Origin of the sequence: Citrobacter sp. wls829, from assembly GCF_005280825.1 — a bacterium.
GTDB lineage: Bacteria > Pseudomonadota > Gammaproteobacteria > Enterobacterales > Enterobacteriaceae > Citrobacter > Citrobacter gillenii.
Genome location: NZ_SZWP01000054.1, coordinates 60,347 through 73,716, shown reverse-complemented (window position 1 = coordinate 73,716; position 13,370 = coordinate 60,347). Strand labels below are relative to the sequence as shown.

General features: G+C 51.1%; 13 protein-coding genes. 5 read left to right on the top strand and 8 right to left on the bottom strand.

What is annotated here, in order from left to right:
• Nucleotides 1-30: 30 nt before the first annotated feature.
• From FDW88_RS09200 to nagB, 3 genes are all read right to left on the bottom strand, one after another.
• Nucleotides 31-1,251, bottom strand: a complete 1,221-nt coding sequence (locus FDW88_RS09200) for an N-acetylglucosamine repressor (protein WP_115259091.1) — start codon at nucleotides 1,249-1,251, stop codon at nucleotides 31-33.
• 8 nt (nucleotides 1,252-1,259) lie between these two features.
• On the bottom strand, nucleotides 1,260-2,408 hold the full coding sequence (nagA, locus tag FDW88_RS09195; protein WP_117342230.1) for an N-acetylglucosamine-6-phosphate deacetylase: 1,149 nt from the start codon (nucleotides 2,406-2,408) through the stop codon (nucleotides 1,260-1,262).
• 61 nt (nucleotides 2,409-2,469) lie between these two features.
• Nucleotides 2,470-3,270 carry a glucosamine-6-phosphate deaminase gene (gene nagB, locus FDW88_RS09190; protein ID WP_003022803.1) on the bottom strand — a complete coding sequence of 267 codons (801 nt, stop codon included), beginning with the start codon at nucleotides 3,268-3,270 and terminating at the stop codon, nucleotides 2,470-2,472.
• Between the two features lie 344 nt (nucleotides 3,271-3,614).
• On the opposite strand from nagB, the gene nagE reads away from it, so the two are divergent.
• The 4 genes from nagE (at nucleotide 3,615) to chiQ (ending at nucleotide 9,790) form a co-directional block, all read left to right on the top strand.
• Nucleotides 3,615-5,561 carry a PTS N-acetyl glucosamine transporter subunit IIABC gene (nagE, locus tag FDW88_RS09185; RefSeq protein ID WP_115259089.1) on the top strand — a complete coding sequence of 649 codons (1,947 nt, stop codon included), beginning with the start codon at nucleotides 3,615-3,617 and terminating at the stop codon, nucleotides 5,559-5,561.
• 212 nt (nucleotides 5,562-5,773) lie between these two features.
• Nucleotides 5,774-7,441, top strand: a complete 1,668-nt coding sequence (gene glnS, locus FDW88_RS09180; protein WP_117342232.1) for a glutamine--tRNA ligase — start codon at nucleotides 5,774-5,776, stop codon at nucleotides 7,439-7,441.
• 560 nt (nucleotides 7,442-8,001) lie between these two features.
• Nucleotides 8,002-9,408, top strand: a complete 1,407-nt coding sequence (gene chiP / locus FDW88_RS09175; RefSeq protein WP_135912391.1) for a chitoporin — start codon at nucleotides 8,002-8,004, stop codon at nucleotides 9,406-9,408.
• Between the two features lie 49 nt (nucleotides 9,409-9,457).
• On the top strand, nucleotides 9,458-9,790 hold the full coding sequence (gene chiQ, locus FDW88_RS09170; RefSeq protein WP_096757871.1) for a ChiQ/YbfN family lipoprotein: 333 nt from the start codon (nucleotides 9,458-9,460) through the stop codon (nucleotides 9,788-9,790).
• A gap of 102 nt (nucleotides 9,791-9,892) precedes the next feature.
• Here chiQ and fur read toward each other — a convergent pair whose 3' ends face one another.
• The 5 genes from fur to ybfF all read right to left on the bottom strand — a co-directional run bounded on the left by fur (nucleotide 9,893) and on the right by ybfF (nucleotide 12,629).
• Complete coding sequence (gene fur, locus FDW88_RS09165) at nucleotides 9,893-10,339, bottom strand: ferric iron uptake transcriptional regulator (protein ID WP_096757870.1); 447 nt, start codon at nucleotides 10,337-10,339, stop codon at nucleotides 9,893-9,895.
• Nucleotides 10,332-10,418, bottom strand: coding sequence for a ryhB-regulated fur leader peptide (locus tag FDW88_RS09160; protein ID WP_117342237.1), 87 nt, complete (start codon nucleotides 10,416-10,418; stop codon nucleotides 10,332-10,334). The genes fur and FDW88_RS09160 overlap by 8 nt, the downstream gene beginning before the upstream one ends.
• Nucleotides 10,419-10,628: 210 nt before the next feature.
• Nucleotides 10,629-11,159 carry a flavodoxin FldA gene (gene fldA, locus FDW88_RS09155; RefSeq protein ID WP_167456047.1) on the bottom strand — a complete coding sequence of 177 codons (531 nt, stop codon included), beginning with the start codon at nucleotides 11,157-11,159 and terminating at the stop codon, nucleotides 10,629-10,631.
• 280 nt (nucleotides 11,160-11,439) lie between these two features.
• Entirely contained in the window at nucleotides 11,440-11,727 is a 288-nt protein-coding gene (ybfE, locus tag FDW88_RS09150) for a LexA regulated protein (protein WP_096757867.1), read from the bottom strand.
• A gap of 128 nt (nucleotides 11,728-11,855) precedes the next feature.
• Entirely contained in the window at nucleotides 11,856-12,629 is a 774-nt protein-coding gene (ybfF, locus tag FDW88_RS09145; RefSeq protein ID WP_117342239.1) for an esterase, read from the bottom strand.
• A 195-nt stretch (nucleotides 12,630-12,824) separates the two neighbouring features.
• On the opposite strand from ybfF, the gene seqA reads away from it, so the two are divergent.
• Nucleotides 12,825-13,367, top strand: a complete 543-nt coding sequence (seqA, locus tag FDW88_RS09140) for a replication initiation negative regulator SeqA (protein WP_096757864.1) — start codon at nucleotides 12,825-12,827, stop codon at nucleotides 13,365-13,367.
• Nucleotides 13,368-13,370 lie beyond the last annotated feature (3 nt).

Sequence of the window (13,370 nt, the reverse complement as noted above, 5' to 3'; positions counted from 1 at the left end):
ATACAGAGGCAGCTTGAAGAGTGAGGTGTATTAGCTTTCCAGCAAACGTTGTAGCAACGTTCCGTTGAGCATGGCGCGTTTCACCAGCGCAAATGCGCCAATGGCGGAACGGTGGTCCAGCGTGGAGCGAACCACGGGCAAATTGTGGCGAAATGCCTTCAACGCTTGAGCATTAATGCAGCTTTCGATCGCTGGCAGCAGGACCTTATCTGCCTCTGTAATCTCACCAGCAATAACGATTTTTTGTGGGTTAAACAGGTTGATGGCTATAGCGATAGTTTTACCCAGGTGGCGGCCCACGTGCTCAATCACTTCCGATGCCAGGTTATCGCCTTTGTTGGCAGCCTTACAGATCGATTTGATACTGCAATCATCAAGCGTTAGCCGACTTGGATAACCTTGCTTGAGTAAGTTTTGCACGCGATGCTCGATGGACGCGTTGGCCGCGATAGTTTCCAGACAACCAAAGTTACCGCAGTGGCAGCGCTCGCCCAACGGCTCTACCTGAATATGGCCAATCTCGCCAACGTTGCCGTTACGGCCAATAAAAATGCGGCCATTGGAGATGATCCCGGCACCGGTTCCGCGATGCACTCGCACCAGAATGGAGTCTTCGCAGTCCTGACTTGCCCCGAAATAGTGCTCGGCAAGTGCCAGACTACGGATATCGTGACCAACAAAGCAGGTCACCTGGAACCGTTTTTCCAGCGCCTCGACCAGCCCCCAGTTTTCGACCTGAATATGCGGCATATAGCGAATGACGCCACTTTCCGGGTCAACCAGGCCTGGTAGAATAACGGAGATGGCAATTAGCTCACGGACTTTCCGTTGGCAGCTGTCCATAAAGGTGGCAATGGTATTGAGTAGCGCATGTTCCAGCGTTTCCTGGGTGCGCTCGGGCAAGGGGTAGTGCTCCTCAGCGACGGCTTTGCTGCTCATATCGTACAGCGTTAGCGTAGTGTCATGACGGCCAAGACGTACGCCAATGGCGTGGAAGTTGCGTGTTTCAGTGACGATAGAGATAGCGCGGCGGCCCCCGGTGGAGGCCTGCTGATCCACTTCTTTGATCAGCCCGCGTTCAATAAGCTGGCGCGTAATTTTAGTTACGCTGGCGGGAGCAAGCTGGCTCTGTTCGGCAATCTGGATGCGCGAGATTGGCCCATGCTGGTCAATCAGGCGATAAACTGCCGCGCTGTTAAGCTGTTTTACGAGATCAACATTACCTATTTGAGCTTGTCCGCCTGGTGTCATTCTTTCTCTTACTCTGTAATGACCTCGTTGCCATTAACGATGGTCTTGATGATTTTAAAGTCGTGTGTGAACGCGGTCAGGTTGGCGACTTTGCCTGGGGCGATACTGCCGAGTTGCTTGTCCACGCCGATGGCGCGAGCGGGGTAAAGTGTTGCCATACGCAGCACTTCATCCAGCGCAATGCCGCAATGTTCAACCAGATTACGTACACCTTCAATCATGGTTAATGACGAGCCGCTCAGGGTGCCATTCTCATCCACACACAGTCCATTGCGGTAGTATATTGTTTTACCAGCGAAAATGAACTGTTCAATATTTGCACCCGCCGGCGCGGTGGCGTCGGTCACCAGGCACAGCTTGTCACCTTTCAGGCGTTTAGCGTTACGGATGTTAACGTAATCGACGTGCAGACCATCGGCGATGATACCGCAATAAATATCGGCTTCATCAAGGATGGCACCAGCCAGACCCGGTTCGCGGCCAGTAATGTAAGGCATGGCGTTGAACAGGTGTGTTGCAAAGGTAATGCCCGCACGGAAACCGATTTTGGCTTCTTTTACCGTCGCGTTTGAGTGACCCGCTGAAACGACAATACCGGCATTGACCAGTCGGATGATCACGTCAGCAGGAACCATTTCTGGTGCCAGCGTGACTTTGGTGATCACATCGGCATTATCGCACAGGAAGTCGACCAGCGCAGCGTCAGGCTGACGAACAAAACTTGGGTTATGGGTACCTTTTTTCACCAGATTCAGCCATGGGCCTTCAAGGTGAAGTCCTAATGCCTGATTCGGGTGTTTTGCCAGGTATTCACGCATCACGCGAACGCCTTGTTTCATCAACTCATCGCTGGTGGTGATAAGCGTAGGCAGGTAGTTAGTGCAGCCCGATTTCTCGTTGGCTTTCTGCATGATTTCCAGTGTTTCAACGGTCACAGCTTCTGCCGTATCGTTGAACTGCACGCCGCCGCAGCCGTTTAACTGCACATCAATAAAACCGGGGGAAAGAATGGCCCCATTCAATGAGCGTTGTTCAATCTCCGGCGGTAATTCAGCCAGTGGGCAAACGCTGGCTATCAGGCCATCAGCGACGACAATCGCATGGTCATCAAGAATTTCGTGACCGGTAAAGATCCGGCCCTGGGTTAAAGCATACATTCCGACCCCCGATTTCAAAAAAATGCCGCCCTGCAACGCTTTCGGCTGGGCGGAAACAGCATTACAGACCTTTAATATTTTCGGCTTCTAACTCGTTAAAGTATTTCAGCGTCTTCACTTTCAGTTCCATTGTGGAAGGTTCATCGCAAACCACAACGGCTTTTGGATGCAGCTGCAGGCAGCTGATGGTCCACATATGGTTGACGTTACCTTCAACGGCAGCCTGCAGAGCCTGCGCTTTTTGGTGGCCCAGCACCAGAATCATCACTTCTTCGGCATCAAGCAGTGTACCCACGCCAACGGTCAGCGCATATTTCGGCACCTGGCTTACGTCACCGTCAAAGAAACGAGAGTTCGCCACGCGTGTGTCGTGGGTCAGCGTTTTGATACGCGTACGAGAGGCTAAAGACGACGCCGGTTCGTTAAATGCGATGTGCCCGTCGTTGCCTACACCCCCCATAAACAGGTGGATTTTACCGTAGGAACGGATTTTTTCTTCATACTGACGGCATTCTGCATCGATATCTGGTGCGTTACCATTGAGGAGGTTGATGTTTTCTGCTGGAATATCAACATGATCAAAGAAGTTGCGATGCATGAAGCTGTGGTAGCTTTCTGGATGCTCTTTCGGCAGGCCAACATACTCGTCCATATTAAATGTGACAACATGTTTGAAGCTAACCTGGCCCGCTTTGTGCATTTCGACTAATGCTTTATAGGCTGTCAGTGGGGTGCCGCCAGTCGGCAGGCCCAGAACGAACGGACGATCTGCCGTTGGTTTGAACGCGTTGATACGGTTAACGATATGGCGAGCAGCCCATTTGCCGACTTGTTCAGCGGTATTCAGGGGGATCAGTCTCATTCTTCACCTCAGTAGTCAATGTAAGCAGTTGGCGGATTGAGTCGCTATGCAGTATTAAGCGTAACCTGGTTTTGCATCGGTAAGGATCAATCCGTTTCGATTTTTTGAATGATAAAATAAGTTTTCGTAGTTAGCCAGTGGAAGGGAGGGTTAATAACGATATTTGGTGACTGTAATCACAAAAAACACGCTTTTAATTTGCGATACGAATTAATTTTCCACACACTCTGAATGTAGATGAATGGTTAATATCGTTGTTCCAGAATATCTTGCTGTCAGAATTGGTCGCACAATAAAAATATGGCTTCAAAGGAGCCTAATCGGGGTCTCGTAGGGGGAATAAAATGAATATTTTAGGTTTTTTCCAGCGGCTGGGTAGGGCGTTACAGCTCCCCATCGCTGTGCTGCCTGTCGCGGCACTGTTGCTGCGATTTGGCCAACCAGATTTGCTTAACGTCGCCTTCATCGCGCAAGCGGGTGGGGCCATCTTTGATAACCTCGCGTTAATATTTGCCATCGGTGTGGCATCCAGCTGGTCTAAAGACAGTGCGGGTGCGGCAGCGTTGGCAGGTGCAGTGGGTTATTTCATATTGACCAAAGCAATGGTTACCATTAACCCGGCGATCAATATGGGTGTGCTGGCAGGTATCATTACCGGTCTGGTCGGCGGTGCCGTGTATAACCGCTGGTCTGGCATCAAACTGCCTGACTTCCTGAGCTTCTTCGGCGGTAAACGCTTTGTGCCAATCGCCACCGGTTTCTTCTGTCTGGTTCTGGCGGCTATCTTCGGCTACGTATGGCCGCCGGTACAAAATGCCATCCATGCGGGTGGTGAGTGGATCGTGGGCGCTGGCGCGCTGGGTTCCGGTATTTTTGGTTTCATCAACCGTCTGCTGATCCCAACCGGTCTGCATCAGGTTCTGAACACCATCGCCTGGTTCCAGATTGGTGAATTCACCAACGCGGCAGGTGCGGTCTTCCACGGTGACATCAACCGCTTCTACGCGGGTGACGGCACTGCAGGTATGTTCATGTCCGGCTTCTTCCCGATCATGATGTTTGGTCTGCCGGGTGCGGCACTGGCAATGTACTTTGCCGCTCCGAAAGCGCGTCGTCCGATGGTTGGCGGTATGCTGTTGTCCGTGGCCATCACCGCGTTCCTGACCGGTGTGACCGAGCCGCTGGAATTCCTGTTCATGTTCCTGGCACCATTGCTGTATCTCCTGCACGCATTGTTAACGGGTATCAGCCTGTTCGTTGCGACATTACTGGGGATCCACGCGGGCTTCTCCTTCTCAGCAGGTGCTATCGACTACGTGTTGATGTACAACTTGCCGGCTGCAAGTAAGAACGTCTGGATGCTGGTCGCGATGGGGCTGGTGTTCTTCGTCATCTATTTTGTGTTGTTCAGCGCGGTTATTCGTATGTTTAACCTGAAAACGCCGGGCCGCGAAGATAAAGACGATGAAATTGTTACTGACGAAGCCAACAGCAACACCGAAGAAGGTTTAGCACAACTGGCCACCAGCTACATTGCTGCGGTTGGCGGTACCGATAACCTGAAAGCCATTGATGCCTGTATCACTCGCCTGCGTCTGACCGTTGTCGACTCCGCGAAAGTGAGCGATGCAATGTGTAAACGCCTGGGTGCTTCCGGTGTGGTTAAGCTGAACAAGCAGACTATTCAGGTTATCGTCGGTGCGAAAGCGGAATCTATTGGCGACGAAATGAAGAAAGTTGTCGCACGTGGTCCAGTTGCCGCAGCGTCTGCTGACAGCGCGCCTGCAGCAGCCCCGGTTGCAAAACCGCAGGCTGTGGCGAATGCTGTCACCGTTGAAGCGCTGGTTTCTCCGATTACCGGTGACGTGGTTGCGCTGGAGCAGGTGCCTGATGAAGCCTTCGCCAGCAAAGCGGTCGGCGACGGCGTGGCGGTGAAACCAACCGACAAAATCGTGGTTTCTCCGGCAGCGGGTACCATTGTGAAAATCTTCAATACCAACCATGCGTTCTGCCTGGAAACGCTGAAAGGCGCGGAGATCGTGGTCCACATGGGTATCGATACCGTGGCGCTGGAAGGTAAAGGCTTTACGCGTCTGGTGGAAGAAGGTGCAGAAGTCAAAGCAGGTCAGCCAATCCTGGAAATGGATCTGGAATACCTGAACGCCAATGCTCGTTCAATGATTAGCCCGGTTGTCTGCAGTAACAGCGATGACTTCGGTGGCCTGGTGATTAAAGCCGAAGGCCATGTGGTTGCCGGTCAAACGCCACTGTACGAGATTAAAAGTAAGTAATCGCGCGTAGGCCGGAGAAGGCGTAAGCGCTGCCATCCGGCAACATGAAATGCGTCACCAGCGGCGGGGAGCAATCTCCGCCGCTTTTTTTTGCAGCAAATGCCCGCATAATGACTGTCTGATACGTATTTTGCGTAACTAAAGGTTGTCAGTCAGTCCTGCTTATAAGATCATACGCCGTTATACGTTGTTTACGCTTTGAGGAATCCACGATGAGTGAGGCTGAAGCCCGCCCGAGTAACTTTATTCGTCAGATCATCGATGAAGATCTGGCCAGTGGTAAGCACACCACTATCCATACCCGTTTTCCGCCGGAGCCAAATGGCTATCTGCACATTGGCCACGCGAAATCCATTTGTCTGAACTTTGGTATTGCGCAAGATTACCAGGGCCAGTGCAACCTGCGTTTTGATGATACGAACCCGGTTAAAGAAGACATCGAGTACGTTGAATCCATCAAAAATGACGTTGAATGGTTAGGTTTCCACTGGACTGGCGATATTCGCTACTCGTCGGATTACTTCGACCAGCTGCATGCCTATGCGGTAGAGCTTATCAACAAAGGCCTGGCGTACGTCGACGAACTGTCAGCTGACGAGATCCGTGAATACCGTGGCACCTTGACGCAGCCTGGTAAAAACAGCCCGTACCGCGATCGTAGCGTTGAAGAGAACCTCGCGCTGTTCGAAAAAATGCGTACCGGTGGTTTTGAAGAAGGGAAAGCCTGCCTGCGCGCGAAAATCGATATGGCCTCGCCGTTTATCGTCATGCGCGACCCGGTGCTGTACCGCATTAAATTTGCCGAGCACCACCAGACCGGTAATAAGTGGTGCATCTACCCGATGTACGACTTTACCCACTGCATCAGCGATGCGCTGGAAGGCATCACGCATTCCCTGTGTACGCTGGAGTTCCAGGACAACCGTCGTCTGTACGATTGGGTACTGGACAACATCACCATTCCGGTTCACCCGCGCCAGTACGAATTCTCGCGCCTGAATCTGGAATATACCGTGATGTCCAAGCGTAAGCTGAACCTGCTGGTCACCGACAAGCACGTTGAAGGCTGGGACGATCCGCGTATGCCGACTATCTCTGGCCTGCGTCGCCGTGGTTATACTGCTGCCGCTATCCGTGAGTTCTGTAAACGTATTGGCGTGACCAAGCAGGATAACACCATTGAGATCGCCTCTCTGGAATCCTGTATTCGTGAAGATCTCAACGAAAACGCACCGCGCGCGATGGCGGTTATCGATCCAGTGAAACTGGTTATCGAAAACTATCCGCAGGGTGAAAGCGAACTGGTTACTATGCCGAACCATCCGAATAAACCGGAAATGGGCAGCCGTGAAGTGCCGTTCAGCGGTGAGATTTGGATCGATCGCGCAGATTTCCGCGAAGAAGCCAACAAGCAGTACAAGCGTCTGGTGATGGGCAAAGAAGTGCGTCTGCGCAACGCGTATGTTGTTAAAGCCGAGCGTGTTGAGAAAGACGCAGAAGGCAATATCACCACTATTTTCTGCACCTATGACGCTGACACGCTGAGCAAAGATCCGGCCGATGGGCGTAAAGTCAAAGGCGTTATTCATTGGGTCAGTGCGGCACATGCACTGCCAATTGAAATCCGTCTGTACGATCGTCTGTTCAGCGTGCCGAACCCAGGGGCGGCGGATGACTTCCTGTCCGTTATTAACCCGGATTCACTGGTTATCAAACAGGGCTATGGCGAACCATCGCTGCAGGCTGCCGTTGCGGGTAAAGCCTTCCAGTTTGAACGTGAAGGGTACTTCTGCCTCGATAGCCGCTATACAACGGCGGATAAGCTGGTGTTTAACCGTACTGTGGGTCTGCGTGATACGTGGGCTAAAGTGGGCGAGTAAGCTGCAATACCCCCTGTCAAACGCCGCGCTCTGCGGCGTTTTTTTTATCTCGACATCCTGCATTACTGGCTCTGTTTGCAGAGCGAATTAATTATTATTACGTCGTGTCCTGAGAATTAGTTAATTACCTATCAAAACCTTATGCCCGAGGACGACTCTGACTGTAACCGCTTTCATCCATATGGAAAACAAGCATTTTTTTCATTTTTCAACGTTTTTATATCTGCACATGAAAATGTAACAGAAAGCAATCAAATATGTGCGGTTGCTCATATTCTTACATACTGGTTACAAAAAGAGATTGATAATTCGCGTCGCGAAAAATAGTCTATTCATTGTAGTCAATGAGGTTTTCTCAGCGCTACTTTTTTTACTTTTTGTTTTTTCGCTGACCGCTTTTACCGGCAGCATTTTATACCCAATGGATTTCGAGTTGCATCAAGGCGGCGACGCAGCGAATTCCCAAGAGCGTACATCAGTACGTGACTGGGATGAGCGAGGAACGCCAACGCAGATGCGGCTTGAAAGACGAAGGGTTATACGTCAAAGAGGATTAACATATGCGTACGTTTAGTGGCAAACGTAGTACGCTGGCGCTGGCTATCGCCGGTATCACAGCAATGTCGGGTTTTGTTGTCGCTCCCCAGGTACATGCCGAAGGATTTATTGATGACTCAACCTTAACCGGCGGCATCTATTACTGGCAGCGTGAGCGTGACCGTAAAGATGTGACCGATCATGACAAATACAAAACCAACCTTTCGCACTCCACCTGGAACGCCAACCTCGACTTCCAGTCCGGTTACGCGGCTGATATGTTTGGTATTGATATCGCTGCATTTACCGCTATTGAAATGAACGAAAGTAGCGAAAGCGGTCATCCAAACGAAATCGCATTCTCTTCCAAAAATAAAGGCTATGACGAAGATTACTCCGGCGATAAGAGCGGGATTAGCCTTTATAAAGCAGCAGCTAAATTCAAATACGGCCCAACCTGGGCGCGCGCTGGTTATATTCAACCCACCGGGCAGACGTTGCTGGCTCCGCACTGGAGCTTTATGCCGGGTACTTATCAGGGTGCTGAAGCCGGTGCTAACTTTGACTATGGTGATGCCGGTGCGCTGAGCTTCTCCTACATGTGGGCTAACGAATATAAAGCACCGTGGCACATCGAAGTCGATAAATTCTATCAGGCCGATAAAAAGACCAAGGTAGATTACCTTCATTCGGTCGGCGCGAAATATGACTTCAAAAACAACCTGTTGCTGGAAGCGGCATTTGGTCAGTCCGAAGGCTATGTCGATCAATACTTCGCGAAAGCCAGTTACAAATTTGATTTAGGCGGCAATCCATTCACCACCAGCTATCAGTTCTACGGCGCACGCGATAAGGTTGATGACCGTACCGTTAACAACATTTATGACGGTACCGCCTGGCTGCAGGCGCTGACCTTTGGCTACAAAGTGGCAGAAGTGGTTGATCTGCGTCTGGAAGGTACCTGGGTGAAAGCGGACGGACAGCAGGGCTATTTCCTGCAGCGTATGACGCCAACTTATGCCTCCTCAAACGGTCGTCTGGACGTGTGGTGGGATAACCGCTCTGACTTCAACGCCAACGGCGAAAAAGCGGTTTTCTTTGGCGCAATGTATGACCTGAAAAACTGGAACCTGCCGGGTTGGGCTGTGGGTGCCTCCTATGTTTACGCCTGGGATGCTAAGCCATCGACCTGGCAGACTAACCCGGATGCATACTACGACAAAAATCGTACCATCGAAGAATCGTCTTACAGCCTGGATGCGGTCTACACCCTGCAGGACGGTCGTGCGAAAGGCACGATGTTTAAACTGCACTTCACCCAATACGACAACCATTCAGACATCCCAAGCTGGAGTGGTGGTTACGGCAACATCTTCCAGGATGAGCGCGACGTGAAGTTCATCGTGATTGCACCATTCACCATCTTCTAATGCCAACCGCAGCAGGCCAGGTGCCTGCCGCAACGTTGAGGACTGTTCTATGAAAAAACTGATACTCATCGCCGTCATGGCATCTGGGCTGGTGGCCTGCGCACAATCTCCGGCGCCAAAAGAAGACAGCCGTTTGAAAGAAGCCTACAGCGCCTGCATCAACACCGCACAGGGATCGCCAGAGAAAATCGAGGCCTGCCAAAGCGTGTTAAACGTGCTGAAGAAAGAAAAGCAGCACCAGCAGTTTGCCAATGAAGAAAGTGTTCGCGTACTGGATTATCAGCAGTGTATCCAGGCGACGCGTACGGGCAACGATCAGGCCGTTTCGGCCGATTGCGACAAGGTATGGCAGGAAATCCGCAGCAAGAACACAGCGCAGTAAAATTTCAACATCGTTAGGTAAAAGGACTCGCAAGTACAGCGGGTCTTTTTTATGAGCATAAAAAAAGCCAACCTCAAGGTTGGCTTTTCAGAAAGCGTCACATTATTTGCCGTCGTGCGCATGCTCATCTTCGCGGCAATCGCCTTCAGCGCAGTGGCCGTAAAGATAGAGGCTATGGTTCGTTAAACGAATACCATGTTTAGTGGCAATCTCACGCTGGCGCGCTTCGATAGAGTCATCGCTGAATTCGACCACTTTGCCACAGTCGAGGCAAATCAGGTGATCGTGATGATGCTGTTGAGTCAGTTCGAAGACGGATTTGCCCCCTTCGAAATTATGGCGGGTCACGATACCGGCATCATCAAACTGGTTCAGTACGCGATACACGGTCGCCAGACCAATCTCTTCACCCATGTCGATCAGGCGTTTATATAAGTCTTCCGCACTGACGTGATGGTTATCCGGTCCCTGAAGAACTTCCAGAATTTTTAAACGAGGAAGCGTTACTTTCAGGCCAGCCTTCTTTAATGCGGTATTGTTGTCAGTCATGCGGAATCTGTCCTGTAGCTAAACGGTTCACTTCATTAAAAGAAGTGACAGAAAATGCACTTGAGATAATGCGTATCATTATAGAACTGCCACGCCTAAATGAAAACTGCAAGCCTCTGGCAAATATTGTTAATCAAAACGTGGTATCGCCAACAAACACACTGTGCAATACCCGATTGGCATCCAGCCATTGTACAGGGTCAGGCGAGAAAGTTACAAATTTGTAGCAATTATTTTGATTGGTTTTATCTATTGATGCGGCACAGATGAAGATCTGCGCCGCACAAAATTAGGCGTTAATAATCTCGTCGAGATGCAGTTCCGCTGAAATCTGCTTAACCCATTTTTCAACGCGTTCTGCGGTCAGTTCAGGCTGGCGATCTTCATCGATAGCCAGGCCGACAAAGTGGTCGTCGTCAGCCAAACCTTTGGATGCTTCAAAGTGGTAACCCGCCGTTGGCCAGTGACCGACGATGGTTGCGCCGCGCGGTTCGATGATGTCGCGAATCGTGCCTAACGCATCGCAGAAATATTCTGCGTAATCTTCCTGATCGCCACAGCCAAACAAAGCAACCAGTTTACCGTTAAAATCAATGTCTTCGAGGGTCGGGAAGAAGTCGTCCCAGTCACACTGCGCTTCGCCGTAGTACCAGGTCGGGATGCCGAGCAGCAGAATGTCATACCCTTCCAGGTCTTCTTTGCTGCTTTTTGCAATGTCATGTACATCGGCAACGTCTTTACCAAGCTGTTTTTGAATCATTTTTGCGATGTTTTCGGTATTACCGGTGTCGCTGCCGAAAAAGATGCCAGTGATTGCCATGAGTAAAATAACCTCTTGAAACTTATTGAAATGGTGGTGGCGCATTGCCCACGGATAAGGGCAATCATAGCAGAACAGTCAGGCATGCGGAAACAGCAAACACGCTGGACTGCACTCTGTGCTACACGATTTATGATTTATACCCGTCATACTTCAAGCTGCATGTGCGTTGGCTTTCCTCGCTCACCCCAGTCACGTACTTATGTACACTCCTGGAGATTCGCTGCGTCGCCGCCTTGATGCAACTCGAATTATTTAGGGTATAGAGCAGAATTTCAGACTATGCCTGACCACGCAATGTGGCGAGTTGGATCATCAGCATCTCTTCAATGAGTTCACTGCGGCTCATATTACGCGCATCAGCCAGCTCATTCAGCGCGTCAACGGCGTCGGCGTTCAGTTTCAGTTCGACACGCTTAAGCCCACGAACTTTGTCGCGTTTAAGCTGATTACGTTTGTTAATACGTAACTGTTCATCACGCGAAAGCGGATTGGTTTTGGGTCGTCCCGGGCGACGCTCCTGCGCGAACAGATCTAATGTCGTACGGTCCGTTTGTTCTTTGGCCATGATCTTGGTGACTTCGGGGAAACAATCAGCCAGGCGTCTGCCCGGATGGATAGCGCGCCATCATACATCAGCAGGGGAGGCGCGCCAACGCCCACGCACGTAATCGCGCGCGGACGCTGAGTTTTTAATCAGTTAGCCTGTTCTGTCAGATAACGACGGATGGCGCGCAGCACGGCTTCGGGTTTTTCTGCATGCACCCAATGGCCCGCGCCGGCAATGACATGTGCCCGTGCCTGGGGAAATTGCGCCAGCAATGGGGCTCGATACGCTTCAGTAACGTACGGTGAGTTCCCCCCAGGGATGAACAGCGCCGGGTGATCCCAGGCCGGAATGGTTTCCCAGCCGACAATATGCGGATACTGATCCCACAATACCGGGACGTTAAAGCGCCATTCACCGTCTATAAATGATTTCAGCAGAAACTGGATCACGCCTTCTTCTTTAAGATGTTGGCGCATCACGCTAGCCGCCTGCTGGCGCGACGCGGCTTCTGTATCCGTCACCGCATTAATCGCCGCAAATATCTCATCGTGACGGCGGACCTGGTAATCAACCGGGGCAATATCGATAGCCACCAGCTTATCGATACGTTCCGGTGCCAGGGCGGTTAGCGCCATCACGGCTTTGCCCCCCATTGAATGGCCAATAAAGGTGGCTTTTTCTATCTGTTGGGCATCCAACGTATCCAGCAGATCTTGCGCCATCGCCGGGTAGTTCATCTCCGGAGAACGGGGTGAGAGGCCATGATTTCGCATATCAACCTGGATGATATTGTGATCGACAACCAGAGAGCGGGCCAGTATGCCCAGATTGTCCAGGCTGCCAAACAGCCCGTGCACCAGGACGATGGGAGAATTATTGTGCAGGTTTTGTGCAGATTGCGCTCGGATATTCAATTTCATGGCAAAGTTCTTTTTTTCACGCTAGCGGGTTAGGGTATCATGTTGACCATTCTGCCACACGGCTGCAACAACTACGGTTACTCCGAGTTTTTCCGGCCATCGGGCTTGACGCTATCCGCTGTTGGGATTTGCCTTTACACTACGCGTGTACAGTCCCAACAACTTGTATTCAGCTAAACACCGCACTGGATTAAGATGAAAACGATTGAAGTTGATGATGAACTCTATAGCTATATTGCCAGCCATACCAAGCATATCGGCGAGAGCGCATCCGACATTTTACGGCGTATGTTGAAGTTTTCCGCCGCATCACAGCCTGCCACGCCGGTGGTGAAAGACGTCCGCGCCGTGCAACCTGTCGTGGAAGCCAAGCCGGTCAACCCTGTAAAAGACAAAGTGCGCGCCATGCGTGAACTGCTGCTTTCCGATGAATATGCGGAACAGAAAAAAGCAGTGAATCGCTTTATGCTGGTGCTGTCTACACTCTATTCACTGGATCAACACGCGTTTGCCGAGGCAACAGAATCGTTGCATGGTCGCACGCGCGTGTATTTTGCAGCGGATGAACAGACGCTGCTGAAAAATGGTAATCAAACCAAGCCGAAACACGTGCCAGGCACGCCGTATTGGGTGATCACCAACACGAATACCGGCCGTAAATGCAGCATGGTTGAACACATCATGCAGTCAATGCAATTCCCTGCGGAATTGATTGAAAAGGTTTGCGGAACAATTTAATCC

What these genes read in the sequence shown, in the direction of transcription:
- chiP (WP_135912391.1), top strand. Translation starts at nt 8,002, where the DNA reads ATGCGTACGTTTAGTGGCAAACGTAGTACGCTGGCGCTGGCTATCGCC.
- seqA (WP_096757864.1), top strand. Translation starts at nt 12,825, where the DNA reads ATGAAAACGATTGAAGTTGATGATGAACTCTATAGCTATATTGCCAGC.
- ybfE (WP_096757867.1), bottom strand. Translation starts at nt 11,727, where the DNA reads ATGGCCAAAGAACAAACGGACCGTACGACATTAGATCTGTTCGCGCAG.
- FDW88_RS09200 (WP_115259091.1), bottom strand. Translation starts at nt 1,251, where the DNA reads ATGACACCAGGCGGACAAGCTCAAATAGGTAATGTTGATCTCGTAAAA.
- fldA (WP_167456047.1), bottom strand. Translation starts at nt 11,159, where the DNA reads ATGGCAATCACTGGCATCTTTTTCGGCAGCGACACCGGTAATACCGAA.
- FDW88_RS09160 (WP_117342237.1), bottom strand. Translation starts at nt 10,418, where the DNA reads ATGATACGCATTATCTCAAGTGCATTTTCTGTCACTTCTTTTAATGAA.
- nagE (WP_115259089.1), top strand. Translation starts at nt 3,615, where the DNA reads ATGAATATTTTAGGTTTTTTCCAGCGGCTGGGTAGGGCGTTACAGCTC.
- nagB (WP_003022803.1), bottom strand. Translation starts at nt 3,270, where the DNA reads ATGAGACTGATCCCCCTGAATACCGCTGAACAAGTCGGCAAATGGGCT.
- ybfF (WP_117342239.1), bottom strand. Translation starts at nt 12,629, where the DNA reads ATGAAATTGAATATCCGAGCGCAATCTGCACAAAACCTGCACAATAAT.
- glnS (WP_117342232.1), top strand. Translation starts at nt 5,774, where the DNA reads ATGAGTGAGGCTGAAGCCCGCCCGAGTAACTTTATTCGTCAGATCATC.
- nagA (WP_117342230.1), bottom strand. Translation starts at nt 2,408, where the DNA reads ATGTATGCTTTAACCCAGGGCCGGATCTTTACCGGTCACGAAATTCTT.
- chiQ (WP_096757871.1), top strand. Translation starts at nt 9,458, where the DNA reads ATGAAAAAACTGATACTCATCGCCGTCATGGCATCTGGGCTGGTGGCC.
- fur (WP_096757870.1), bottom strand. Translation starts at nt 10,339, where the DNA reads ATGACTGACAACAATACCGCATTAAAGAAGGCTGGCCTGAAAGTAACG.